Source organism: Pontibacillus sp. ALD_SL1, assembly GCF_017355605.1.
In genome coordinates this window covers 3568562-3595197 of the sequence record NZ_CP062974.1, presented here as the reverse complement: position 1 = coordinate 3595197, position 26636 = coordinate 3568562, and the positions used below count along the sequence as shown (strand labels likewise).

Annotated in this window: 23 protein-coding genes; 16 read left to right on the top strand and 7 right to left on the bottom strand. The window is 43.0% G+C overall.

What is annotated here, in order from left to right; genetic code table 11:
• Nucleotides 1-81: 81 nt before the first annotated feature.
• Complete coding sequence (locus tag IMZ31_RS17840) at nt 82-936, bottom strand: STAS domain-containing protein (RefSeq protein WP_207528584.1); 855 nt, start codon at nt 934-936, stop codon at nt 82-84.
• A gap of 525 nt (nt 937-1461) precedes the next feature.
• On the opposite strand from IMZ31_RS17840, the gene IMZ31_RS17835 reads away from it, so the two are divergent.
• From IMZ31_RS17835 to IMZ31_RS17825, 3 genes are all read left to right on the top strand, one after another.
• On the top strand, nt 1462-3021 hold the full coding sequence (locus IMZ31_RS17835) for a Na+/H+ antiporter NhaC family protein (RefSeq protein WP_371825463.1): 1560 nt from the start codon (nt 1462-1464) through the stop codon (nt 3019-3021).
• Between the two features lie 210 nt (nt 3022-3231).
• On the top strand, nt 3232-4476 hold the full coding sequence (locus IMZ31_RS17830) for an NAD(P)/FAD-dependent oxidoreductase (protein ID WP_207528583.1): 1245 nt from the start codon (nt 3232-3234) through the stop codon (nt 4474-4476).
• Between the two features lie 128 nt (nt 4477-4604).
• Nucleotides 4605-5879 carry an ammonium transporter gene (locus IMZ31_RS17825; protein WP_242705606.1) on the top strand — a complete coding sequence of 425 codons (1275 nt, stop codon included), beginning with the start codon at nt 4605-4607 and terminating at the stop codon, nt 5877-5879.
• Between the two features lie 118 nt (nt 5880-5997).
• Here the strand turns inward: IMZ31_RS17825 and IMZ31_RS17820 are convergent, their stop codons facing one another.
• Nucleotides 5998-6735, bottom strand: coding sequence for a YwaF family protein (locus IMZ31_RS17820; RefSeq protein ID WP_207528582.1), 738 nt, complete (start codon nt 6733-6735; stop codon nt 5998-6000).
• 413 nt (nt 6736-7148) lie between these two features.
• Here IMZ31_RS17820 and IMZ31_RS17815 point away from each other — a divergent pair, with 413 nt between their 5' ends.
• The 4 genes from IMZ31_RS17815 to IMZ31_RS17800 all read left to right on the top strand — a co-directional run bounded on the left by IMZ31_RS17815 (nt 7149) and on the right by IMZ31_RS17800 (nt 10346).
• The gene (locus IMZ31_RS17815; RefSeq protein ID WP_207528581.1) at nt 7149-8489 is read left to right on the top strand and encodes a sodium-dependent transporter; all 1341 of its coding nucleotides are present in this window, start codon (nt 7149-7151) and stop codon (nt 8487-8489) included.
• A 12-nt stretch (nt 8490-8501) separates the two neighbouring features.
• Complete coding sequence (locus tag IMZ31_RS17810) at nt 8502-8948, top strand: GNAT family N-acetyltransferase (protein WP_207528580.1); 447 nt, start codon at nt 8502-8504, stop codon at nt 8946-8948.
• A 728-nt stretch (nt 8949-9676) separates the two neighbouring features.
• Entirely contained in the window at nt 9677-9958 is a 282-nt protein-coding gene (locus tag IMZ31_RS17805; RefSeq protein WP_207528579.1) for a YwdI family protein, read from the top strand.
• 22 nt (nt 9959-9980) lie between these two features.
• A complete protein-coding gene (locus IMZ31_RS17800; RefSeq protein ID WP_207528578.1) occupies nt 9981-10346 on the top strand; it encodes a DUF423 domain-containing protein in 366 nt (121 codons plus the stop codon).
• Here IMZ31_RS17800 and IMZ31_RS17795 read toward each other — a convergent pair.
• The 3 genes from IMZ31_RS17795 to hemQ form a co-directional block, all read right to left on the bottom strand.
• On the bottom strand, nt 10343-10591 hold the full coding sequence (locus tag IMZ31_RS17795) for a hypothetical protein (RefSeq protein ID WP_036780115.1): 249 nt from the start codon (nt 10589-10591) through the stop codon (nt 10343-10345). The genes IMZ31_RS17800 and IMZ31_RS17795 overlap by 4 nt on opposite strands.
• Before the next feature lie 156 nt (nt 10592-10747).
• Complete coding sequence (gene gerQ / locus IMZ31_RS17790; RefSeq protein ID WP_371825462.1) at nt 10748-11254, bottom strand: spore coat protein GerQ; 507 nt, start codon at nt 11252-11254, stop codon at nt 10748-10750.
• A gap of 441 nt (nt 11255-11695) precedes the next feature.
• Nucleotides 11696-12439, bottom strand: coding sequence for a hydrogen peroxide-dependent heme synthase (hemQ, locus tag IMZ31_RS17785; protein WP_207528577.1), 744 nt, complete (start codon nt 12437-12439; stop codon nt 11696-11698).
• Between the two features lie 231 nt (nt 12440-12670).
• Between hemQ and pta the strand changes: the two genes are divergently transcribed.
• The gene (gene pta / locus IMZ31_RS17780; RefSeq protein WP_207528576.1) at nt 12671-13642 is read left to right on the top strand and encodes a phosphate acetyltransferase; all 972 of its coding nucleotides are present in this window, start codon (nt 12671-12673) and stop codon (nt 13640-13642) included.
• A gap of 291 nt (nt 13643-13933) precedes the next feature.
• On the opposite strand, the gene IMZ31_RS17775 is transcribed toward pta, so the two are convergent.
• Nucleotides 13934-14776, bottom strand: a complete 843-nt coding sequence (locus tag IMZ31_RS17775; protein WP_207528575.1) for a lipoate--protein ligase family protein — start codon at nt 14774-14776, stop codon at nt 13934-13936.
• 703 nt (nt 14777-15479) lie between these two features.
• On the opposite strand from IMZ31_RS17775, the gene IMZ31_RS17770 reads away from it, so the two are divergent.
• The 3 genes from IMZ31_RS17770 (at nt 15480) to IMZ31_RS17760 (ending at nt 18058) form a co-directional block, all read left to right on the top strand.
• Nucleotides 15480-16775: an HD domain-containing protein gene (locus IMZ31_RS17770; protein WP_207528574.1), complete on the top strand. Its 1296-nt coding sequence runs from the start codon at nt 15480-15482 to the stop codon at nt 16773-16775.
• Between the two features lie 13 nt (nt 16776-16788).
• On the top strand, nt 16789-17286 hold the full coding sequence (locus tag IMZ31_RS17765) for a YwgA family protein (protein WP_207528573.1): 498 nt from the start codon (nt 16789-16791) through the stop codon (nt 17284-17286).
• A 244-nt stretch (nt 17287-17530) separates the two neighbouring features.
• Nucleotides 17531-18058: a YwhD family protein gene (locus tag IMZ31_RS17760; RefSeq protein WP_207528572.1), complete on the top strand. Its 528-nt coding sequence runs from the start codon at nt 17531-17533 to the stop codon at nt 18056-18058.
• A gap of 141 nt (nt 18059-18199) precedes the next feature.
• Here the strand turns inward: IMZ31_RS17760 and IMZ31_RS17755 are convergent, their stop codons facing one another.
• On the bottom strand, nt 18200-20272 hold the full coding sequence (locus tag IMZ31_RS17755) for a transglycosylase domain-containing protein (RefSeq protein ID WP_207528571.1): 2073 nt from the start codon (nt 20270-20272) through the stop codon (nt 18200-18202).
• 279 nt (nt 20273-20551) lie between these two features.
• Here IMZ31_RS17755 and speE point away from each other — a divergent pair, with 279 nt between their 5' ends.
• The 5 genes from speE (at nt 20552) to argS (ending at nt 26624) form a co-directional block, all read left to right on the top strand.
• The gene (gene speE, locus IMZ31_RS17750; RefSeq protein ID WP_207528570.1) at nt 20552-21379 is read left to right on the top strand and encodes a spermidine synthase; all 828 of its coding nucleotides are present in this window, start codon (nt 20552-20554) and stop codon (nt 21377-21379) included.
• 12 nt (nt 21380-21391) lie between these two features.
• Nucleotides 21392-22264, top strand: coding sequence for an agmatinase (gene speB, locus IMZ31_RS17745; protein ID WP_207528569.1), 873 nt, complete (start codon nt 21392-21394; stop codon nt 22262-22264).
• Between the two features lie 244 nt (nt 22265-22508).
• Nucleotides 22509-23531 carry an AimR family lysis-lysogeny pheromone receptor gene (locus IMZ31_RS17740; protein WP_207528568.1) on the top strand — a complete coding sequence of 341 codons (1023 nt, stop codon included), beginning with the start codon at nt 22509-22511 and terminating at the stop codon, nt 23529-23531.
• Nucleotides 23532-24513: 982 nt separating this feature from the next.
• The gene (locus IMZ31_RS17735) at nt 24514-24957 is read left to right on the top strand and encodes a YwiB family protein (protein WP_207528567.1); all 444 of its coding nucleotides are present in this window, start codon (nt 24514-24516) and stop codon (nt 24955-24957) included.
• Nucleotides 24954-26624: an arginine--tRNA ligase gene (gene argS, locus IMZ31_RS17730; protein WP_207528566.1), complete on the top strand. Its 1671-nt coding sequence runs from the start codon at nt 24954-24956 to the stop codon at nt 26622-26624. The genes IMZ31_RS17735 and argS overlap by 4 nt, the downstream gene beginning before the upstream one ends.
• The last annotated feature ends 12 nt before the right edge of the window (nt 26625-26636 follow it).

The window sequence follows — 26636 nt, the reverse complement described above, 5'->3', positions numbered from 1 at the left end:
AACTGAAGGATAATGGTGTTAAGACAAAAAGCTCATCCAATTATGGTTGAGCTTTTTGTAGTTTATTAGACATATATACTTTTATTTTGTAGTTTGATCGTACAGCATAGCCACGGCTTGTTTTAACGTAGCCTTTGTAGTGACATCTTCTTTTGTTTTAGAAACGAGCCCCATTTGAACGGCCCGCATGCTTAAGTCCGGGCGCATCCCAGTTAAGATCGGTTTGAGACCGAGGATCTCAAGGGATGTGAGTAACTTCTCTAAGTGGCTCATGAAAAGGTCATCCACCTGGTAAACTCCGGACAAGTCAATAACAAGCCAATCAATATCAAGCTCATTCGACTCCCTTAATGTTTCCTCAATGATCACATTGGCGCGCTTCTCATCGATTTCTCCAATGATAGGTAATATAGCCACATGATCCATAATCGGCACAATAGGGGTCGATAACTTCAAATACTTTTCTTCATAATCATTTACTTTTCGTTGGTCCGCCTTAGAGAAAGCCAATGTAAATCCATGCACTATATAATTAAATAACAGATCAATGCGATTCACAATGTCCATTAGTTGTTTAAAAGATTCATTTCTCCCGCGCGTCTGGTTCTCGACAAAGGTCCAGATGGCTTCTTTGTATAGGCTTAGCTTCGCTATATAGTCAGATAAGACACCTTCTCGTTGGCTAACAATTTCACCGATCCTTTCCCCGAGATCTGTCGCACGTTGAATAGAATCCCCCTTCTCAACAATGTTCTCTCCAATCATGTTAACGAGCTTGTTTAAAAAAGAAATCAGTTCTTCATGTTCCTTATCTTCTAATCCGCCATATTCTTTTGGGTAATGTTTTTCTAGTAAATTTAGAATATCGGAAGCAACCGAAGACGAGTGAGCTTGCAATTGTGCTTGAAAGAAAGAGTAATAATTTGATTGAGTCATAGTACTTCAATCCTCCATTTAAGTTCCATTTTCTAAAAATCATTATAATAATTAAACAAAAAGAAGTAAATCAATGATGCCTTTGAAATATAAGGGAATTTTATACATTTATGTAATCTTTAGTTTGATTCAAAGAGATTGGTCACGCGCTGTTTCACTCTTAGGATCCAACACTCTTAAATTGCACCCTGTTAAAAAGATGAATAATGAAGCTACTAGTAATTTAAATTCCATCATAGATTCCCCTCACTTTTAGAACAGATGGTGATTTCTTACTCTATAACCCTCCCCAAGGCATAAATGGTAATTTTATATGCAGAATCACGTCGTGAAATGCTGACATACCAAGGATTTTGTCGAAAAGTTACACGTGAAACAATAGTGAGAATTTTAACTATATTCCTTAAATAAAACCTTCAAGGACGTACGTAATTACGTACGTCCTTGAAGGTTTTTTGTAACCCCGTTCTTTAGAAGAGTGGCCACTTTTTTAGATTGTGAGTGTTTGAAGGGGGAAGTTATTGAATGCGTGGCCGTTTAACTTACCAGCCCAAGTCCTCGTATGGTAACGGCCTTCGCCAATTATCGATCACTAATGAATTCAGGCATAAAATGATGTCTTTCTCACATGCTATGAACAGCAATTCTAGAAATGAGGAGAAGCGTATGAACTGGTTTTCAATTATTCCTTTTATTGTCGTAGTCATAGCAGCCATTGCCACGAAACAAGTAATCCCTAGTTTATTCTTTGGGGTTGTGGTTGCCGGCTACCTAGTTACCCCTGATTGGTTAGGGGGTATGACTCAGGCACTTGATTTTGTAATTAAAGGGTTGTCTGATCCGAACAATTTAAAGATTATTATTTTCCTTTATGCTTTTTCTGGACTTATAGGATTAGTCCGAATCTCAGGCGGTATTAAGGGTTTTGTACAAACAGCAACGGAAAAAATTTCAGGCCGAAAAGGGGCTTTTGCTCTCACTTGGTTATCAGCTCTTGGGACATTCAGTGCTCCGAGCTTTCGGATTGTAACGATTGCTCCAGTTATGAAAGCAATGGTGAAGAAGTTACCTATGACAAAACAAGAACTCGGATTTGTTATTGAAACAACGGCATCCCCTTTTGTCGTTCTTGTGCCTGTAGCAACGGCCTTTGTGGGCTACATGTCTTCTGTTATTGGCTTATCAATGGACCAAAATGGGATAGAAGGGGATCCGTACATGTTTTTCTTAAGAAGTATTCCCTATAATTTCTTCGCCATTTCTATGATTCTTATTGGGTTTTACTTAAGTTTCTTTCATAAGAGCAAAAAGCAAGCCACGGATGCTGAAAATAACGCTTCCGAACAACAGGGAAAAGAGGACGATGATCAGTGGGAAGATTGTCATCCATCTGTATCGAAAGACCTTCCTTCTAACTATTGGCATCTCATTCTTCCGTTAGTTAGTGTTATTATCTTTACATTTTTCTTCATGTACATGCTCGGTGTGAAAAAGGAAGGAGCTGAAGGGTTTGAAGCGTTAATAAATGCAAGTGTGTTAGATGCAATGGTGTTAGCAGTAGTGATCTCCATTGCATGGTTCATCATTTATTTAAAAATAAGATCTTATCCTCTAAGGAAGCAAATGAATGAACTCGTGAATGGAGGCAATGAAATGATGAGTGTTATCCTCTTGCTAGCTATGGTTTGGGGGCTGAGTAAAGGATCAGAAGCCCTTAACTTCGCTCAAACCATCTCTCAGTCCCTTCAATGGATACCAGCTTCTTTCGTCGCAGTGCTCGTTTTCCTAATTGGATGCGCGCTGTCTTATTTCATCGGTTCTTCTTGGGGAACATGGGGGATCTTAATGCCAGTAGGGGTTTCAATTGCTACTGTTAGTGGGAGTTCGTTACCAATCGTCATCGGCGCTGTATTCGCAAGTGGAACATTTGGAGCTTTTTCTTCCCCTCTTAGTGACAACACCAACACAACAGCAGGCATTTTAAACTTAAACGCCGTGCGTTACGCGAAGTTCAAGTTTAAGCCAGCCGCAATGGCAGCCGGAGTAGCAGCAGTTCTTTATTTAGCCCTACCATTTTTCTTGTGAAAAGGCTCTGTGCATATTTAGTGTCGATAGTGATCGATATAAGCATCGGTAAAGTTAATATAGTTTAGCTGGAAGAGACCGTTATGTTTGATGAGTGGTTTCCAGGCCCACCTTACACTCAATTAAAGCAAACGGAAACATTCTCTCAACTTCGAGTCTTCAAGATTACTACTTTTAACAAAGCCATAAAAAGAAGCGGAGGTGATGGCTATGGATTTGAAATCAGGGTCATTATTGTGGGTGGATACAGTGACAAAAGAGAATTCGTACCCGAGAGTCACTGAGGATATAACTTGTGATGTGGTTGTAGTCGGGGGTGGTGTTTCTGGTGCAATTATATCGAGAGAGCTTGTAAGAGCTGGCATAGATACGGTCGTTGTCGATAAACGGAAAATTGGACACGGTTCTACATCAGCTAATACTGGACTGCTTCAGTTTTCGAATGATAAGACCTTGACGTCTTGTATAGAAACATATGGAGAACACAATGGCCTTCGTTACTACCAACTTTGCTTGGCGGGGATCGATAAAGTAGAGGCGTTAGCTCAAGAATGTAAGATAGACCCAGATTTTATTAAACGCGATAGCTTATATTTTGCTACTTCTGAACAAGATCTTTCCCTTCTTCAAAAAGAATATAAAACGTTAAAGAAATATGGATTCAAAGTAGATTACATGAACAGAAATGATGTGGAACAGTCCTTTTCTTTCTCTAAGCCTGGTGCCATATACGCAAAAGGGGATGCTGAAGTTAACCCATTTAAGTTAACAGTGGGACTTATTGAGGCGAGTGCAAATGAAGGTCTTCGAGTATTTGAAAATACGGAAGTGGTAGACCACAGTGAACGTGAAGGTGAGGTGACTCTTCTTGTGAAAGGGGACTATACAATCCGCACAAAATTTGTTGTCTATGCGACGGGTTACGAAGCGCAACAAATGAAGAGAAACCAGAATGCAGTTTTAGAGACGTCTTTCGCTATGGCGACAGAACCTGTGACTCACTTTCCTGGTTGGAAGGATCGATGCTTAATTTGGGAAACAGCTCGTCCGTATTTATATGCAAGGACTACAGCAGATAATCGCATTATTATTGGTGGATTAGATGAACCTTATATAAAGAAAGATCAAAGAGAGCGTCACCTGCAATCGAAACGGGATCAACTTCTTCAATCATTACTCTCCCTGTTCCCAGATTTAGAAGGGGTTAACGTTGACTATTACTGGGGGGCGGTGTTTGGAAGTACACATGATGGCTTTCCGATTATTGGCCCTCAACCTGAATTTCCTCGTAGCTTCTTTGCTTTAAACTACGGAGGAAATGGAACAATGTATTGTACCATCGCAGCAGAAATGATTAGGGACTTTATTGTAAAAGGTGGGCATCCGGACGCGCCTATTTTTTCAAATTTTCGTTTACCTAAAAAATCCAATAAAATCAACAATGGAAACGCTTAATTTATCATTGATAAATCAGGCGTTTCTTATTTTTTGGTCTAAATTGTTGACAATTATCTGAAAACTTGTAATATTATATACATGAACATGTTAGAAAACCTAACATAAAACGTTAAGGAGGAGTTACAGTGAGTGAATTAGGCATGATGAACAGTTTATGGACGATGGTATCTGCCGTTTTGGTCATTTTAATGATTGGTGGTTTTATTCTTTTAGAAGCAGGTTCAACTCGTATGAAAAACGCTGGCCACATTGCTGGAAAAACGATTTTTACATTCGGAATTTCATCTTTGGTCTTTTGGGCAGTTGGATATGGAATGATCTTTGGGGAAGGCAACGCTTTTGTAGGTCTATCTAACTTCTTCTATGGTGGTACGATTGATGCCGGGGGAGATTTAGCTGAAACAGTTTTCTTTGTCTTCCAGTTAGCGTTTGCAGGAATTGCTTTAACGATCGCATTCGGAGGATTTGCAGAACGTGCAAAGCTATCATCTTATATTTGGTTCGCTGTATTATTCTCTGTTTTCATTTATCCAGTTGTTGCGCATTGGATCTGGGGAGGAGGCTGGTTATCGGAACACGGTAAGCAGGATTTCGCAGGATCTACCGTTGTTCACCTAACGGGTGCCATGGCAGCTCTTGCGGCCACGATGATCTTAAAGCCTAGAAGTGGAAAGTACAACAAAGACGGAAGCGTGAATGAAATCGAAGGTCACAACCAGGTCTATACTTCACTCGCTGTACTCCTATTATGGGTCGGTTGGTTCGGTTTCAATGCAGGTAGTACGGTATCAGTTGACGGGGCGTTCTTTGGATATGTTGCATTAAATACTCAACTAGCTGCAGCGGCAGGGGCGGTTGCTGCAATGTTTATTACGATGATCGTTACGAAGAAAGCGCAAATCACAACGATGCTTAACGGTGCGCTTGCTGGTCTTGTTGCTATTACAGCATCTTGTGCCTTTGTAGCTCCTTGGGCGGCTGTAGTCATTGGTCTTATTGCGGGTGTAATTGTACACTATAGCATGTCCTTCTTTGAGAAGAAGCAGATTGATGATCCAATCTTTGCTCTATCTGTACACGGTGTAGCTGGTGTTTGGGGAACTCTTTCAACTGGTTTCTTCGCCACACCAGAACTTGCAGCTGCCAATGGCGGTCGTGCAGGACTCTTATACGGTGGAGGTTTTGAACAATTAGGTGTTCAAGCTTTAGGTGTAGGAGCTAGTGGACTATATGCCTTCGTTGTCTCTTTTGTCTTCCTTAAGATTATTCAAAAGGCAATGGGCGGCATGCGTGTATCTAAAGAAGAAGAACTTCTTGGTCTTGATATGAGTGAGCACGGAAGCTACGGATATCCAGAAGTATTCTCTACAACACCACAAAAACAACAGCAAACAAGTTAATAGATACACATCGAAACCGCCTGGGATCCTCCTCCCGGGCGGTTTTTAATTGGGCAAAAGAACGAATGGCAGAGGGGATGTGGAAAGCGAGTGATTTCCCGAACCACCCTACGCTCAATTAGGCAAGCGGAAACATTCTCTTATTCTTGGATAGGGTCACGCGATAAGCACAATATAATAGAAGAAAGACGGAGAAAGTAAGTATTTCTAAATTAATATAATACCAAACCCCTGATCCTAATAAGTCCAATGGTGTCTCCGCTGTTGGGGCACTTGAAAGGAATAGATAATTGGATCCAATCTCTCTATTAACAAAAAATATAACAATAGCGTACAGATTGAGCACTCCGAAGGTTCCTAATAGCGAGCGGAATGTAATGGTGACATTTGATGTTAGGATTAAGAACAAGCTTGCCCAAGAGATCGCCATATGATGAGAGAAAAATTTTAGAAAACGATAATGAGGAAAAGCATTGGGCAGTTCTGGTGTGAGAAGAGCCAGAAACGCTGGTATAATGCCTATAAAGAAATTAAATTGAATGAGGGCTTTGTTTCTTGTTACAAGAGCAATCATGGCTAATATGGAAGCAACCCCACACAAATGCAGTGGGACGAATTCTTTCGTGCTCCAGATATCGTTTGTAATAGCGAATAGCTGATATGTAAGTTCCGAAAGTAGTAAAATGGTAAACAACGTCCATCTGATGAAGGCCGTATAACGCGTAGAACGCTTGAATAGACGGTGGCTAAAAAAGAGTGTTAGGAGCCCTGCAAAGAATAGGGTGAGAATCATAATGTGGCTTGTCATCAGTGGCTCAAATGGTTGATGAATCTCATTGCTAAACCAACGACCCATAGCTTCTCTCCTCTCTGTTTGGGATTTTTATCATTTTATCACATGGAGAGATTGATGGCAGTATAGCGATTCTAGGGAAGGGGAAAATAGGTGAAGAAAAAAGCGAATTGTTTTCAGTGTAGGCATTTTTATACGACGTGGAACCCTGCTTTTCCTAGGGGATGTAAAGCGTACGGATTCAAGACGAAAGAAATACCGTCCATTTTTGTAGAGAAAACGACCGGCTCACCGTGTAGAGCTTTTCATAAGAAAGCTGTACAACCCTCATCGCAGCAGTCTTCAAACTCGAGGTTTGATATTCGTCTGTAAAATGTAAATCATTTGAAATGTCTGAAAGTATATCGATAATCCAAGAGATTTATGATATAGTTTTCCGTATTTCAGAGAAAATGAGTGAAGGGAGTTCTTTGTTTATGGCAAGAGAGAAATGGCAGTCCAAACTAGGGTTTATGCTAGCTGCCATGGGATCAGCGGTCGGACTGGGTAACATTTGGCGCTTTTCTTATGTAGCAGGAGAGAATGGAGGAGGTGCCTTCCTTTTATTATATTTAGCATTTGTGCTGCTGATAGGGATTCCGGTTCTATTGTCTGAATTTAGTATCGGAAGACAAGCCCAAAGCGATGTGGTAGGGTCTTATCAAAAATTAGCACCTAAAAAGCCATGGTTTATTCAAGGGTATATGGGTTTAATTTGTTCGTTTCTCATACTAGGTTTTTATAGCGTGGTAGCGGGGTGGTCTCTTTATTATTTTTGGAATTATCTAAATACTTCATTTTTTAACGCGCCAAGTGGCGGGTATGAGGCGGCCTTTGGTACGTTTATAACGAACCCTGTATCCCCATTGTTTTGGCACGGTTTGTTTATGGTCATCACAATTCTTGTTGTGTTAACAGGAGTGAAGGATGGAATTGAACGTGCTAGTAAAATCTTTATGCCAACGCTAGCAGTATTGTTGATTATGCTAGCTGCATATAGCGTTACACTAGAAGGTGCTCTAGAGGGTTTGAAGTTCTTATTCCAGCCTAACTGGTCAATTCTAGAAGATCCTTCGGTTTATTTAGCTGCTTTAGGTCAAGCATTCTTCTCACTAAGTCTTGGTATGGGAGGAATGATGACATATGGGAGTTACTTATCAAAAGATGAATCGCTACCTTCTGCAACAGTAGGGATCGGTTTAATGGATACATTCTTTGCCATTATTGCGGGTGTTGTGATCTTCCCGGCCGTATTTGCATTTAATATTTCTCCTGAATCAGGGCCGAACTTGGTCTTTATTACGCTCCCTGGGGTATTTGAACAGATGCCGTTTGGTGGGATTGTGGGTCTTGTTTTCTTCTTCTTGCTTTGTTTAGCGGCTTTATCATCCTCGATTTCAATTTTAGAAGTTCCTGTAGCTTACTTTATGCGTAAATTTGGCTGGAGTCGTACGCTCTCGAGTGCCGTTCTTGGTTCGCTAATGTATCTCCTTGGAGTTGCAGCGTCTCTTGGTATGGGAAGATGGTCTGACGTTACACTTATCGGTGATCGAGATATTATGGGCTCAATGGAGTTTGTTGCTTCGGATGTCTTCCTGCCGCTTGGTGGTTTAATTATCGCGTTATTCGTCGGTTGGCACTGGTCAAAGGCGGAGGCTTTTGAGGCAACAGATATGGCTTCTGCAGGCCCTATTCGACACATTTGGCGTTTTCTAGTAAAATTTGTAGCGCCCGTTTGTATTGCGATTATCTTCTTATCGTCTGTCGGGATCCTGTAATGAGGTGATGAAGTGATCGAACGTTTGCAGAACAACCTCCCTGATGTAGCGAAGGAGATTATTGAGCTACAGAAAAGGAGTTATCCCATTGAGGCCAGGCTTCTTGGTGTTAAGAAGCTGCCTCCGATGGCAGACACAGCCGAGCAAATCGAGAATACAAGTGAGATGTTCTTCGGTTATCGAGAAGAGAATAGACTTTTAGGAGTTATCGGCTGTGAAGAACTACGTGAAGTAAATGTCCTAGCCAGGCTAGCAGTGGATCCTGATTACTTGCAACAAGGGATTGCTTCTAGGTTGCTAGAACATTTACTTGAAGAAGTGCCATTACCATTAGAAGTCATGACTGGGAGAAATAACACCCCTGCCATTGATTTATATGAGAAATATGGATTTTACTACGAAGGTGATTCTGTCATGACAGAAGAAGGCATCGAATTAGTAAGATTAGTGAAAACGTAAGAAATGGAGGAACCGTTCGAAGCCGAGCGGTTTCTTTTTTGTGGGAAGGGGTTGTGACTTAGGGAATAGACCATTTGCTCATAGAAGAGCAAGCGATTCAAAAAAATAAATTCGACCTCTCATGCCAACACTCCCGTATTTCCCCGGAAATATGACAAAATATCTCATCATGAGGGCTCAATGCTTAGACTTTAGCTCTGCTAACGCTTTGTGTGTATCAAATTGAGAATAAGGTGGTCCTGGAAATCAATCGCTTTCCTCGGTCTCAGACGACGCGGGATCGTTTGACGTTGGCTATTGTCGTGACGATCTTAGTCGAACTTCTCCTTTCCTTTTCGAGCCTCCTCCTTCGCTGAATGGTGAAAGACGGGAGTGAGACACATTTGGTAGGCGGGGCTTTAATGCACCCGTCCTGAGGGGGCGTTCAACCAATAAACGTCAGGGCAGGCTTGGGGGCTGCGAGACTCCCGCGGGATAAGGAGCCTAGGGGAGACCCCGGAAAGCGCGTAGCGATTGAGGAGGCTTCCCAGCTCCCCGCAGGAAAGCGAGTGGTCCCCAAGCCTGCCCTAGCACTTATAAGCGCAACGGCCCCACAGAGCCTAGATTTTATTAGAGGTACCTTGGAGAATTTGTGACAGGTAGAGAGAATAAAAGGAATCCGTGTTATACTTTTTTGAGAGAAACAAGCACATAATAACTAGAAATAGAACGTGCAAGGAGGCAACGGTATGTCCGTTTCATATGATCAAATTTTGCAGAAAATGATGAAAGAGGTTCAAGAAGCAAGTCTTGGGCAACGAAATCCAGAGAAGGTTAAAGAACATGTTCGAGCGGTTAAACTGCTTAGTGATTTAATATTAGATGAACAAGGGTCTGCTTCTTACACTCAAGCACCCCCGCAACCATACGTACAACCACAAAGAACGGTGGAGTCACCAAAGGCTGCGCCAAAACCAGAACCAGAAATAGATCATGAAGAGGCGAACGGGAGCTCGTTATTTGATTTTTAATAGGAAATAGGGGGAGAGGAACATGAAAGTTTTTTTACTTTTAGGTGTCATTAACGGTTTTCTTGCAGTAGCGCTAGGGGCCTTTGGAGCTCATGGCCTTGAGGGTCGGATTTCGGAGAAAATGATTAAGACATGGGAGAAGGCAGTCAACTATCAAATGTTCCATACGATGGCATTGTTAGTCGTTGGGCTCTTATTTACCAAAGTTACCGGAAATATTGCGTCTGCTGGATGGGCTTTCTTTATCGGTATCCTATTGTTCTCCGGTAGTTTGTACATTTATAGTGTATCCTCCATTAAGTTATTCGCCATGATTACACCATTCGGAGGCGTTGCCTTCTTAGTCGGTTGGATCATTCTTGGTTACGCTGTTATCCGCTACATTTAAAAATAGAGAATCGTTGAGAATAGTAAAATGATGGCTGCCCGTAAAGCTTGCTCGATGAATACGGCTGTATTTCTTTGAGCAAAATGGGCCATTCCTTCAAACACAAAACTAAAGGCAAGCGTGTAAAACATCAATAAGGTTAAAATGGACCACCCATCTTTCATGAGAGAAATGATGCCTATAAAGATTGCTAAGGCGAGCATCAAATATTGAAGCTGGGCGAACTTTTGAGACGGATGTTTCATAGCAAACGCTCCTTTTACGTTTAGTAGAAAATGCGGCTGACCCTATATAGGGTCAGCCGTTTTGTTGTTTAGGGTTCTAAACGAGACGGATATGTGTAATTTCGGTGATGGATGTGAGGGCTTTGATAGTGTTTTCTCTTTATCCACCTTCGCTTTTTACCTTGGTCTGTTACTTGAATTTCCTCCGAATGGGTAGGCGTAGTTGATTTCTTCTGGGAATGTGATGTAATCCAGGTAGACCATTAGCAGTAAGTATCGCATGCCTGTTTCTGGGTCGCTTAGAATGATATGATCGCGGCCGGCTGCTTCAATGATGCCTTTAAAGATTTTGGCATTCCAGTTTTCGTTGTTCTCAAATGTCATATATACGGTAGCTAGCTTGCCTTTATTTAGTCGCAGAATATTTTCAATATAGGACTCTTGCTCAAGAGGTAAGTTCCCACCGTTTTGTGAAGGGGGGAGCTGTTGACCACTTTGCCCGCCTGGCTGTTGAGGCATTTGCCCCATTCCCATCTGATTTTGATTTTGGTAATAGGGGTACATCATCGGCTGTCCTCCTTGCATTCCCTGCATCCCTTGCACCCCTTGCATAGGGTAGCCTCCATATGAGCCTTGACCACCCTGACCTGAACCATAAGAACCGCCTTGCTTTTGATTAGCCATGTAAGCCTGCACTCCTTTCAGTGATAAGTATCATTCTCCACGACCCCGTTGATAGAAAAGATTTTATGAATTGCTTCAAATCCCCCTGACTTTTACACACCATTTTGTCGTTCCGGTTAATTTCTTTGGGTCGCCTATGAGGAACGACGGTCGTAAACTTACTTGTTTCAATAAGAAAAAATATATGAAGTAAGCGTATGACCAGACGTGAGGATTTGTTTCTTGTGATCTGAAAATCTCACAATCCTCTTAGAAACATGTTTATGTAATGGTGAAGATAGATATGAACAAAAGAATGGGGGATGCTTAGAGAGAGTTGCATGTGGGTTTCGAGTTTCTCTGACTGGTTTGGTCTCACGCCTGACAAGATACTTGAGCAAATAAAAAACGATCGCGAAAGGTGTTGTTTAACACTTTCGCGATCGTTTAATGAGAAGATCGTTAAATGGCTAAGAACGAATCGATCTCGTCTTGTTTCAGAAGGTTACCTACATAGAAGGAACCGAATTCTCCGTAACGGGCACTTACTTCATCAAAGCGCATCTCGTATACAAGTTTCTTAAATTGAAGAACGTCGTGAGCGAATAACGTTACGCCCCATTCCCAATCGTCAAAGCCGACTGAACCCGTAATGATCTGACGGACTTTGCCGGCATACTTTCTGCCTATCATACCGTGGGAATACATAAGTTTTCCGCGGTCTTCCATTGGAAGCATGTACCAGTTGTCGTCACCATCACGACGCTTGTCCATTGGATAGAAGCAAATGTACTCCCATTTTGGAAGGATTGGCTTCAAGCGAGCTTGGATTTCAGGATCGGTTTCAGGGTCTTTTCCTCTTGCCATATAGGTGGATAATTCCACTACGGAGACGTAAGAATAAGAAGGAACTGTATATTCAGCTAGTTTTGTTTTATTAAATTCTGTTTCAATCGCATTTAATTCTTCCATTGTCGGGCGTAAGATCATTAAGATGAAATCAGCTTTTTGGCCTACAACGGTGTAAAGAGCGTGACTTCCTTCTTTATTCTGTTCCGTTTGGTTCCACTTTTCTAAAAGTTGGTGGAATTCATGGATAGCAGACTCCCGCTCGTCGCTTGATGCGTGCTTCCAAGACGTCCAATCAATAGAACGAAGGTCATGTAAACAATACCAACCGTCTAAGGTTTCAACTGCTTCTGGCATGGACACTCTCTCCTTTATATAAATGAATTAATGATTTTTTTCTTCCGTTTTTTACTATAACATAACTTCTTTACAATTTGGAAACGCTGAAGATAGCAGGTGTGTGGGGTTGGGTTTAAGAGTGCATTCGTCTGAAAATAAAGAAATTTTAATATGGTTTCCTCTTTCCTTTCAATTGCACACAAAAAGATTTATCATATAGTACAGATATGAACTTGGAGGGATAACATTATGAGTAACCTGTTCGACTCTTTACGAGATAAATTATCAAATACAACGAAGCGTATCGTGCTTCCAGAGGGTTCTGATGAGCGTATTTTAGAAGCGGCATCTAAGCTCGCTCAAGAAGGTGCAGTTACACCTGTACTAGTAGGAAACCCTGATGAATTGAAACAGAAGGCTTCAGATTTAAACTTGGATCTTGGAAGTGCTGACATTTTAGATCCAAACAATTATAGCGAATTTGACGCAATGGTAGCGAGCTTCGTTGAACGTCGTAAAGGAAAAGCGACAGAGGAGAAAGCGCGCGAGATTCTTAAAGATGAGAATTACTTCGGTACAATGCTTGTTTACATGGGAGAAGCAGATGGCCTTGTAAGTGGCGCAGCTCACTCTACTGCAGATACAGTACGCCCAGCTCTTCAGATTATCAAGACTAAACCAGGCATAAAGAAAACATCTGGAATCTTCATTATGGTAAAAGACGAAGAGAAGTACGCTTTTGCTGACTGTGCAATCAATATCTCTCCTGACAGTCAGGATCTAGCAGAGATCGCTCTAGCAAGTGCGGACACTGCGAAACTATTCGACATCGACCCACGTGTTGCGATGCTTAGCTTCTCAACAAAAGGTTCTGCGCAATCTCCGGAAACGGAAAAAGTGACGGAAGCCGTAAAAATCGCGAAAGAACAAAACCCTGAGCTTACACTTGATGGCGAATTCCAATTCGACGCTGCATTTGTTCCATCTGTAGCAGAAAAGAAAGCACCAGGTTCTGAGCTTAACGGAGACGCAAACGTATTTGTATTCCCAAGCTTAGAAGCAGGGAACATTGGTTACAAAATCGCACAGCGCATGGGCGGATTCGACGCAGTTGGGCCAGTTCTTCAAGGACTAAACCAACCCGTAAACGACCTATCCCGCGGCTGTAGCGCAGACGATGTGTACAAGCTTTCCCTAATCACAGCAGCACAGTCTCTATAAGCTAAGATTTATCCCTGAAAGAGGAAGCCATCATGGTTTCCTCTTTTTATTTACTTTAGGGGGTCGGAGGAGATGATGTTTCCGTTCCTGCTAATATGGCAAAGGTGGTCCGAGAAAACGCGAGACTCCTGCGGCAGTAGGAGCCTAGGGGAGACCCCACAGAGAGCGAATGCGAACGAGGAGGCTTCCCAGCTCGCCGCGGAAAGCGAGTGTTTTCTCGGACCACCTTCCACTCCGCCCGGCAACGGAAACACACCAAACCCTCCTATCAGAAAAAAGCACTGCGATTCCTTATTTAAGGGAGCGCAGTGCTTTCTCATTACGGGCAACCATTTGATCAAACCGTTTATCAAACCAGCCCATCTCAGTATCATCTAAGGGACTAGTATCGACGTGACCGCTTAAGTTATAGAGAAGGTAAAGAATTCGATTTCGTACATCTTGAACGGTGAGCTCTTTCCCGAATAATTCAGACAGGGAAGCCATCGTTTCAGGTTTGATGGTAGGATAATCAAATGTGGTCTCTTGATCGTTTATGCCAATGTCATAAAACTGACGAATCAGTTCTGCTCGATCAGAACCGCTTCCTTCTACACATAAATAGATCTGGACAGCGCTGCCGTTTTTGACACGCCTCTGAGAGATGCCAGCAAATTTCTTACCATTAATACTTAAATCATACGTACCAGGGCAGTAGGAACCTTTGACTTCAAAAGCCTCAATTGGGAACCCTTCTTCTTCAAATAGCTTCTGAATAAATGAAACCATAGCTTCATAACCGTCGTGAATATCAACCTGCTTCGCATCAGGGAAGATAAAAGAAAGGTTGAGAACACCTGCATCAAGTGCGACCGCTAAACCGCCTGAATTTCTGACAATCGCTTGGTATCCTTTTTCACTTAAGAAACTCAATCCTTCGTCAATGGAAGGAAGGCGAGCATCAGGAATTCCCAATACAACCGTTTGGTGATGCACCCACAAACGAGCTGTCACCGGCGAACGCCCCTGACCAACACTCATAGCTAACGCATCATCCGTTGCGAACGACTGAAGCGCAGAAAAAGTCGGCCCGAGCTCACTTTGATCTATAAATCGATAGGAGTTGGTTTGTAGTAGTTCATGAATCTCTTGCATGATCGGTCTCCTTTACGTGCTAAACTAACAGACCTATTATACCAAAAATCCACCCACATGCATCATCAAGAATAGGACAGTCATCGAGAGAATATGACCTGAGCGTAGGTGGTTCGGGAAATCACTCGCTTTCCGCGGCCCCACACGATGTGGGGTCGTTCGACGTTGTCACAGGACGTGACGATCTTAGTCGAACTTCTCCTTTCTTTTTGGGAAGCCTCCTCGTTCGCTAGCGCTCTCTGCGGGGTCTCCCCTAGGCTCCTACTGCCGCAGGAGTCTCGCAATTTCCCGAACCACCTTGCCATATATGGGGATAACGGAAACATACCATATTTGGAAATCCCGCAACTCTTACCACCCTGAAGATGCGGGGCCGTTCGTATAACTATAGCCAGGGGTGTCTGGGGGACGGGGAGACTCCTGCGGGAGAAAGAGGTCGACGAGACCCCGCAGGGTGGGTTTCCCGAGGAGGCTCGACAGCTCGCCCGCGGAAAGCGAGTCGTGCCCCAGACACCCCAAGCACTCAACAAACGTAACGGCCTCTCCTCATAAATATATCGATTTGACATATTGCGGGGTTGTTCATGGTGGAGCTACCATCTAAAATGGGTAGAGGACAAAAGATCGCCAGAATGCTTTATGAATTGGAAATTATCGTATATAATAGAACAAATATTGTCGGGAATAGGAAGGGCAGAATGTTATGGCGTATAAAGACGAAAAATTACACGAAGAAAAAGTATTTAAAGACCCTGTTCATCGGTATGTACACGTTCGAGATCGCGTCATCTGGGACCTGATTGGGACTCCGGAATTCCAGCGCCTTCGACGAGTGAAGCAACTCGGGACGTCCTATACAACCTTCCACGGGGCCGAACATAGTCGCTTTAATCATTCACTAGGGGTTTATGAAATCGTTCGCCGTATCATTAATAATTTTGAAAACCGACCAAATTGGAATGAAGATGAACGCTTACTATGTCTGGCTGCAGCGCTTCTCCATGACTTGGGTCATGGCCCATTTTCCCATAGCTTTGAGAAAGTATTTAAGCTTGATCATGAAGATTTTACAAGAAAGATTATCCTTGGAGACACTGGGGTAAACGCCATATTAAGAAGAGTGGATGACAATTTTCCCCATAAAGTAGCAGAAGTCATCAACAAAACGTATGAGAATAAGCTTGTTGTTAGTTTAATTTCGAGTCAGATTGATGCTGATCGGATGGATTATCTTCAGCGAGATGCGTATTTTACTGGAGTAAGCTACGGTCACTTTGATATGGAGCGTATACTTCGTGTGATGCGACCGATGGAAGATCAGGTCGTTGTGAAGGAAAGTGGCATGCACGCTGTCGAAGATTATATAATGAGCCGCTATCAGATGTATTGGCAAGTATACTTCCACCCTGTAACAAGAAGTGCGGAAGTTATCCTCACGAAGATTTTACATAGAGCGAAAGAATTGTATGAGAATCAATACTCGTTCTATCTTGAACCGTATCACTTTACGTCCTTTTTTGCGGGTGAAGTGGACCTTCAGGATTATTTAAAGTTAGATGAAAATGTTGTCATGTATTACTTCCAAATTTGGAAAGATGAGATAGACCCGGTTTTAAGCGATCTGTGTAAACGCTTTGTGGATCGTCATTTATTCAAATACGTTGAATTCAATCCAAACCAGCAAATGAGTGAATGGATGGAATTGCATAAGCTTTTCCAAAAAGCAGGGATTGATCCTGACTACTATCTCGTAGTAGACTCCTCGTCGGACCTTCCTTATGACTTTTATCGTCCTGGGGAAGAAGGCGAACGTTTACCGATTCACTTATTGCGACCAAACGGTGAATTAAAAGAGTTGTCAAGACAGTCAGACATCGTAGAATCCATTTCAGGAAAGAAACGTACAGATCACAAGCTATATTTCCCTAAAGATCTTATTGAAGGGTTATCCAATCGGAGTAAAACGAAGAAACGTATTTTGGAAATCTTGTACGGATAGGAGATGAGCCGTTGTGTTAAATAATCACGCCAAGCTGGTTCGGTTTTTTTCACAATGTGAAGAAGTTGTCGGCCGTAAACGACTACAGAAAATGATCTATATTTTAAAGAAGGCAGGGTATCCGTTCGAAGAGCGCTATGAGTTCCATTTCTACGGACCGTATTCCGAGGAACTTACGCTACGCGTGGAGGAGTTGTGTAACCTTGGTTTCTTATCAGAGACACATGAGAAGAAGAGCAACTACCATCAATACCGTTACAGCTTAACTGAGGGTGGAGAAGAATTTTTAACTCACTACGAGGACATGCCTTTCAAGGACATGACCGAACACATCCACAATATGAACGAAGAAAGCTCGCGTTTTTTAGAGCTCGTTTCAACGATGCTTTACTTTGATCAACTCTCGCGCGATGAATGTGAAGAAAAAGTCAGAGCCGTAAAGAAAAAGATGAATTATACAGACGACGAACTCCAACAAGCCTGGAGCTTCATCGACCGACTTCTCAACTAATCAAACCCTTGCCACCGCAAGGGTCTTTTTTTATGCACTAGAGCACTAAAGGGTGTCTGACACCCTTTAGTGCTCTAGTGCAGTGATACGTGTCAGGCGCCCTTCAACGCTTTAGTGAAGTGCTGGGTGCCTGGCACGCTTTGTTGCTTTAGTGTGTTGCTTTGGCTGTGGGAGGTGATGGGGAGTGGGTGGATGTGTTAGAATAAGGGAATAAATGATTTCGTGTAAGAAGGAGGATCACGTGATGAGTTCAAATGATCAGTCTAATAACAAGAAGAAGAATCAGTTTACGATTTTAAAGGATGACTCTACGGATGGTCATGGTGGTTACGGTGTTGGGTCGGTAAGTTTAGAGAACATGTCGCCTGTTATGATCGATCCAAATGAGGGAGAGGCTTACATTGATATGGGTGCTATGCACGCACGTAGTAAGCTTGAGAGAAGAATCAAATTTAAGCCAGACCGTGAGATCGCTCCTAACGGGAAGACGTTCTGGATTGTCTGGGTTACAGTTGATCATAACGAGAACGGACCTTATTATGCTGGTGTGACCGGCTGTGAAATGGTCATTGATCATGAGACACGACGTGGCTATAAGTCGCTTCCGGAGCACGTTAACAATATGGATAAATCGTTAAAAGGAAAAATTATCGTAGAGAACATGGATGATCCATCAAAGAAAATACTGGTAGACTTTTTACGTTCTCACAATGCGGATATGTGGGCAAATTCTTCCGATGAATTAAAGGCTGCTCTTCCTGCTGAACAGTAAAATTTGTGAATAGAATTTGAATAATGATTGAAAATCTTGAGTATTTTGATAGAAATTTGTAAAATATGAATCACATGGATACCACACATGTTTATTAGGACACAGAAAAAGGTCGGCCCACACAGCCGACCTTTTTCTATATTAAAAGAATAAATCGTAAAGCCAACTCTTCTTTTCTTTCTCTTCTTTAGAGTCTGGCGGATTCGGTAAGCTTCCTTCAGGAGCATCCCCTGGGAAGTGATGTTCACAATACGTCGTTGGCTCAGACCCTTCCTCGAAATAAGCGAGACGTTGATGCGGGCAATACGGTGTAGCTAACTGACCACTATCTGGATCAATATAGACACCCACTACACCATCTGTAGGAGAGAAGGTCTTGTATGGACGATCTTTGTGGACCGATTCCATATAAGTAGCCCATATATCTTTGGCGTACTCGTGATCAACTGTCTTCACGATTGGTTTATTCTCATCGTAGCCTGTCCAAATACCTGTTGCTACTTGAGGACTGAATCCAATCATCCAACTATCTGTGTTGGTCGTCCCCGATTTCCCTGCATACGTACGAGTTAACTGATTGGCAATGGAAGAACCAGTTACGGTCATATAATCATTCAGCGATTCATCAAACATCCCTGTCATCAGATGAGCTAACACAAACGCTTTATCCCGGTCGATGACTTGCTTTTCATTTCCCTTCTTGCGTTCATAAACAACATGTCCATAAGAGTCCGTGATCTTCTCAATAGTATGTGGCTTGACTTCAACGCCACCATTGGCGAATAAGCTGTATGCCCCAACCATTTCTTGCACAGATACAGAAGCGGTACCAAGTGCAAGGGAAGGAACAGCTGGAAGATCACTTGAGATTCCCATACGTTCTGCTGTCTCGACGAGTGTCTCTTCACCAAGAAACACATTCGTTTTAACCGCATATACGTTATCTGAAAGAGCAATAGCCTGAGCTAATGTAATGGGTTCATAGGCATAGTAGCCGTTGTAGTTACTAGGCTCGTAAACGGTCCCATCCTCTAGTTCAAAGTACGTCGGTTTACTTAGCAATGTTGTTGCAGGTGTATAGCCGTTTTCAAGTGCTGCATAGTAGAGGAATGGTTTAAAGGTAGACCCAGGCATTCGCTTGGCTTGAACGGCTCGATTGTAAGGGCTGTCTGTATAAGAGCGCCCCCCGACCATCGCAAGAATCCCGCCTGTTTCTGGATTAATACTGACAGCGCCGATTTGAATGTCTGATTTAGGATCTATTTTTTCTTCAACCGTTTTTTCTAATTCTTCCTGCATCGGAATTTTCAAGCTTGTATAGATATGATAGCCACCAGACCGAATTGACTCAGTGTCTAGATCAAGTATTCTGGTCGCCTCTTGCATGACACGATCTTGAAAATAAGGAGCCACTTCAGCGACAACCGTCTCGGATTGAGGAGCTAACTTGATGGTTTGTTGGGAAGCCGTCATATATTGGTCTTCCGTGATCACATTGTTTTCCTTCATATGATGTAAAATCAAAGACTGCCTTGCTTTCGCATTCTCGAGATTTGCATATGGAGAATAGTAGGAAGGCCCCTTCGGAATGGATGTCAGAAGAGCTGCTTCAGCTAAATTAATTTCATCAGCGTGTTTGTCGAAATAGTACCGGCTAGCGGCCTCAATCCCGTAAGCCCCGTGACCGTAGTAAATCGTGTTTAAGTAACCTTCTAAAATTTTATCTTTCTCATAAAACATTTCTAAACGAGCTGCATAGAGTGCCTCTTTAATTTTACGAGTCCATGTTTTTTCGTGTGATAAGTACAAGTTCCTGGCATATTGTTGTGTAATTGTGCTGGCCCCTTGAACCTTCGCCATAGCTTTTATATCCTGAATGACAGCCGCTACGATTCGCTTCACGTCAAATCCAAAGTGATCGTAAAAACGCTTATCTTCTGTTAAAAGGGTGGCTGAAATAAAAGCAGGGCTCATTTCCTCAAGCTCAACCCAATAGCGATTCTCACCGCCATGTTCTTCTCCAATCACACTTTTATCCTGGGCGTAAAAAATCGTATTCTGATCATTTTTTAATAGTGGAGGGCCTGCTATATAGCAATACAAAAGAACCCCTATTAAACTTGTAATAAAAAGCGTAATAAGGGATGCAGTCGTTAAACTAATCCACTTCAATGGTTTATTTTCATATAAAATGTGAGGTATTCGTAGTTTCATGGAACGATCTCCCCTTATAAATAGACGAACCTATTAGTACAATCAGTATGGGTTAGAGGAGAGGGTTTTAAACATTCGCTTGAAAGACAAGGAAAAAAAGACTTGATTTTTTCCCGGGCTTCTCTATAATTTGATTGTTTGAAAGGTTTTCATCCGTGCAAGATAACAATGAAGAAGGTACAAATGGAAGCCGCATCGAATGGTATAATGTTAGGGACATTTTCATAATCGAACTTTTATAAAAAAAGACAACGCGATTTGCGAAGGGAGTATGAATACATGAGTATTTGGTATACAGAGAAGCAAACTGAAAACTTCGGCATCACAGCGAAGATTAATAAAACGCACCATACAGAAAAGACAGAATTTCAAGATTTAGCAATGCTAGAGACAGAAGAGTGGGGAAACATGCTGACCCTTGATGATATGGTGATGACAACGGAACGAGATGAGTTCGTCTATCACGAAATGGTGGCACACGTACCGTTATTTACTCACCCAAATCCTAAGCATGTTTTGGTTGTAGGTGGAGGCGACGGCGGAGTGATTCGTGAAGTGCTGAAGCACCCAAGTGTTGAGAAAGCAACACTCGTAGAGATCGATGGCAAAGTAATCGAATACTCGAAACAGTACCTGCCGTCGATTGCAGGCGCGCTTGATGATCCCCGTGTGGAAGTAAAAGTAGATGACGGGTTTATGCACATTGCGAAGAGTGAGGGAGCTTATGACGTGATTATGGTAGATTCAACAGAACCAGTTGGACCTGCGGTGAACTTATTCACGAAAGGATTCTACTCAGGCATTTCAAATGCACTAAAAGAAGACGGAATCTTTGTTGCGCAAACGGACAACCCTTGGTTTAAAGCTGACTTAATCCAGCAGGTTATGGGTGATGTTCGTGAAATCTTCCCAGTTACTCGTCTATACACGGCTAATATTCCAACGTATCCAAGCGGATTATGGACATTTACAATAGGAAGTAAAACGTACGATCCATTAGAAGTGAGCGATCAGCGCTTCCACGAAATCGATACAAAATATTATACAAAAGAGCTTCACAAAGCGGCATTCGTGCTTCCGAAGTTCGTCCAAGACTTAACTAAATAAAGGGGAGATACGATGCGCTTTGACGAAGCCTATTCAGGTAAAGTATTTATTATGAGCCGACCAACAGCTGAAGAGTCGGACGTTATTTTATATGGCATGCCAATGGACTGGACGGTTAGCTTTCGTCCAGGCTCCCGCTTCGGTCCGAACCGAATCCGTGAAGCATCACTTGGTTTGGAAGAATATAGCCCCTATGTCGATAAGCATCTAGAAGAGGTCACGTACTTTGATGCTGGCGACATTCCGTTGCCATTTGGGAATCCACAACGTAGCCTGGATATGATTCAGGACTATGTGACCCAGATTCTCGATCAAGGGAAATTCCCACTCGGTATGGGTGGAGAGCACCTTGTAACGTGGCCGATCATTCAAGCCGTTCACAAAAAGTACAACGACATGGCCTTGATCCACATTGATGCACATGCGGATCTTCGCGAAGAGTACGAGGGAGAAGCTCTATCTCACTCCACCCCTGTACGAAAAATTTGTAATTTAATAGGTCCTGAGAATGTGTATTCATTTGGAATTCGCTCAGGAATGCGTGAAGAATTCCAGTATGCAAAAGAAAGCGGCATGCACATGGCGAAGTTCGATGTCGCGGAGCCTTTAAAGAAGGTTATCCCAACACTCGCAGGCCGAAACGTGTATGTAACGATTGATATCGACGTACTCGACCCGGCACATGCACCAGGAACAGGAACCGCAGAAGCAGGAGGCATTACATCGAAAGAGTTGCTAGAAGCCATTCACATGATCGCAGATTCAGACATTAATGTAATCGGCGCAGACCTTGTAGAAGTCGCACCAGCCTACGACCCTTCTGAACAAACCCAAATCACAGCAAGCAAAATGATTCGCGAAATCCTCCTCGGATGGACCAAATAAACAAAATCCCCTTCTCTAAACAGAGAAGGGGATTTTTCGCATCAAAACTATACCTAACTAAAGCGTGCCAGACACCCTGCTTTACTTCACCGTAATAAAGGGTGTCTGGCACGCTGTGGTTCTATGCAGTAATAAAGTGCGCTTTTTTCTTGATAGTCTGTTCGATTTGTGAAAAAATGGTTTTTGTGCAAACATTCGAAAAGCAACAACAGCTAAGATAGACGCCGATAAAGGAAGTGGAGATGTGGATGGGAGTATAAATATAGAAGCCATTATTAGCCCTTTTCAGAAGCCGGAAGAGGCGCCGATTTTTGCTGTATATAAGATTCTGTCGCGTCAGTATGATAGAGCCCAAGTGCTAGAATACTTGACGTATTTTTGTTTAACGTCACAAAGTGAAGAAAACCAGCGCAAAGGGTTAGAGTTTCTGTATATTATAGGGTCTCACGAGGATTGTGGGAGGCTCATTAAAATTAACGAATCCAGCTCAAATCCTTTGAACCAGCAATGGGGAAAGATTTATAAGATCGTATTAGAACGAAAAACACTTTATAACGATCCTAATGAAATACTGATGGAGCTAGATCGAATCAAACCCCTCAGTAAAGAGATTCATGTTATTATGCTGTTCTTAAAATTGTATGCTCATGTAGACTTAAACCAGTATGGCAAGGTGGGGAACGATGTCGAGGCTATTGCAAAGGAAATGGCACAAGTCCGTGATTCCTTTTTACTACTTTGTTATGAGGAACGATTGGATGAAGCCTTTTTCGTTTACCATTTTTCTAAGAATGAACTGCTGTTAGGTCGGAAATATGCATTTAGGTTATTAAATAAGACCTTTAATCAAAGGAAGAAGTCCTTTGTTCACAACTTATTAGCTATTAGTTATGCTCTCGATAGCTATCAACAAGCCATGTATCATGTGAATGAATCGTTGCGTATTGCCGAAGAATCTGGCGACACGCGCTATCTTGAAAGTATAAAAAATCATAACATTCCTTTCGTTTCAGCATTAAATGGAATTCACGAAGGGATTACAACAAATGATCCATCTGAACAAGCTCACTTAGCAATCGCCAAAGGTGATATTCAAACCGCGATCGATATACTCGAACCGATTGAAGACCGAAGCCCGTTCCAGAATTATTACTTAGGTAAAGCGAAGAAAGATAAAGAACTTCTTACAAAATCTCACCAAGCTTTTATCAGGCAGGGACATTATTTATTTGCTAGAATTCCGTTAAGTGAACTGAAGAGATTATAATATGCAACTTTTACTGTGGAAGACTCGCTGATGCCGGGTCTTTTTTTATTGAACAGTTTTCTTGTGGGGAGAGCGTCGAGACGCTGGGGGAAAGTGTCTCGACGGTAGCGCAGAGTGTCTGGAGGCGAGGAGATTGCGTCAGGACAAGATGTGAAAGTGTCAGGATGCGCGTGGATAGTGGCCGGACAAAAGGCGGAAGTGTCGGAACGGGAGTAGGTAGTGTCTGGACAAAAGGCGAAAATGTCAGGACGTGCGACAAAAGTGTCCAGACTCCGTCCCCCTGCGCTTTTCTGGATCCAGCTCCGGCGGGGAGGGCCTAGCGAGATAAGCAATCTACTTCCAGTCTGCTACGCAGACCTACAGTAGCTCGCTTATCCGTACGGCCCTAACCACCCCGCCTGCGCTTTTCTAGATCTAGCTCCGGGGGCTAGAGGCTAGCGAGATAAGTCATCTTTTTTCCAAAGGCTAACGCCTTTTCCAAAAAGCTGTCTTATCCGTACGCCTCTGGGCAAGCCCCCTGCGCTTTTCTAGCTAGATCTAGCTCCGGCGGGGAAGGGCTAGCGTGATAAGCAATCTACTTCCAGTCTGCTGCGCAGACTTCCAGTAGCTCGCTTATCCGTACGCCCTTGACCACCCCGCCTGCGCTTTTCTGGATCCAGCTCCGGCAGGGAAGGGCTAGCGTGATAAGCAATCTACTTCCAGTCTGCTGCGCAGACTTCCAGTAGCTTGCTTATCCGTACGCCCTTGACCACCCCGCCTGCGCTTTTCTGGATCTAGCTCCGGGGGCTAGAGGCTAGCGAGATAAGTCATCTTTTATCCAAAGGCTAACGCCTTTTCCAAAAAGCTGTCTTATCCGTACGCCTCTGGGCAAGCCCCCTGCGCTTTTCTAGTAATCATCTATTGAGTTTTTCGTCTGGAATTCTTATAATGGTTAAGTTAAGAAGATCGGGATTGACGACTGGTTAGAAAGAAGAGGTGACGTATGATGGCGGAGGATCGTACTCTTGTACGTGTTCGACTAGAGACAGAGATTAAAGATGAAGATCAGAAGCAAAACATTGTTGTAGACGAGCCCGGGGATTATGTTCAGAAAGGGGATACTCACATTATTCGTTTCACAGAGAAGACAGAGGATGAGACGAAAGTGGATAACCTTGTAACGATTCACCCGGACAAAGTCATCATTCGTCGGACGGGTCCTGTACGAATGAATCAGGTATTCCGTGAGAAACAAAGTACCGAAAGTGTGTATCACCACCAGTACGGAAAGTTTCATCTGCAAACGACAACGAAAACGATATCCTTCCAAGAATCTAAAGACGTCTTGAAGGGCATGCTGAAAATAAATTACGACTTAGAAGTGAACGGACAACAGAAACAACGTCATCGTTTATCCTTACGATTCAAAGAGGAGGGCCAATCATGAATATTGTTGAACAGACGGAACAAAAGTTAAAGAATGAGATTATTCAAGCCGTATTGAAAGCCGAATTAGCAAGTGAAAGTGAATTACCCCCTGTTGTATTAGAAACGCCAAAAGATAAGAGTCACGGCGACTATGCGACGAACATGGCGATGCAGCTAGCTCGTGTTGCACGTAAAGCGCCACGTCAAATCGCGGAAGATATTGTGGCGAATTTTGACCAATCGAAAGCATCCATTAAACAAATGGAGATTGCAGGTCCTGGTTTCATAAACTTCTTTATGGACAATCAGTACCTGACAGACCTTGTCCCAACCATCCTGAAAGCAGGCGAAAGCTATGGTTCTAGTCAGGTTGGCAACGGCCACAAGATTCAAGTTGAGTTTGTATCAGCAAACCCAACAGGTGACCTTCACCTTGGCCACGCGCGTGGCGCATCTGTAGGGGACACGCTTTGCAACATCTTAGACAAAGCAGGATACAACGTGACTCGTGAATACTATATTAACGACGCCGGTAACCAGATCAACAACCTGGCTACATCCATGGAAGCGCGCTACATGCAGGCGCTTGGCGAAGATTTCCCAATGCCTGAAGACGGGTACAACGGGAAAGACATCATCGAGCTTGGTAATAGCCTTGTAGAGGAATATGGTGACAAGTGGAAGCACACATCAGAAGAAGAGCGTCTGAAGTTCTTCCGCGAATACGGGTTAAAATATGAACTAAAGAAAATCGAAGACGACTTAGCGATGTACCGCGTTCCGTTCGATGAGTGGTTCTCTGAAACATCTCTATACGATTCTGGAAAAGTCCAACAAGCTGTTGAGACACTAAAGGAAAAAGGCTACGTTTACGAACAAGACGGTGCTACGTGGTTCCGCACCACTGACTTTGGTGATGATAAAGACCGCGTTCTTATTAAAAATGACGGCAGTTACACGTACCTGACGCCAGACATCGCTTACCACCAAAACAAATTAGAGCGTGGCTACGAAACGCTCATTAACATTTGGGGAGCAGACCACCATGGATATATCCCGCGTATGAAAGCGGCGATCCAAGCGCTTGGTAATGATGAGGGTACACTTGAAGTGGAAATCATCCAAATGGTGAACCTGTTCCAAAATGGTGAGAAAGTGAAGATGAGTAAGCGTACAGGTAAAGCTGTCACACTACGTGAACTTATGGATGAAGTCGGAATCGACGCCATGCGTTACTTCTTCAGCATGCGTTCTAGTGATTCTCACCTTGACTTTGATATGGACTTAGCGAAGTCTGAATCAAACGACAACCCAGTTTACTACGTTCAGTACGCGCACGCACGTATTTGCAGCATGCTTCGTTCTGCAAAAGAGAAAGGCTTCGAATTCACACAAGAAATCGATGGCACCCATCTTTCTTCAGAAAAAGAAGAAGCATTATTGAAGCGTCTGGGTGACTTCCCACAACTAGTGGCTGATTCTGCTGAGAAGCGCATGCCTCACCGCGTGACGCAGTATGTATTCGACTTAGCATCTGACTTACACAGCTTCTACAACGCTGAGAAAGTGTTAGATACAGAGCAAGTAGAGCGCACACAAGCACGTATGGCGCTTATGGAAGCGACTCGTCAAACAATCGAAAACGCACTGAAACTAATTGGGGTATCCGCTCCAGAAAGAATGTAAGTGTATAGAAAA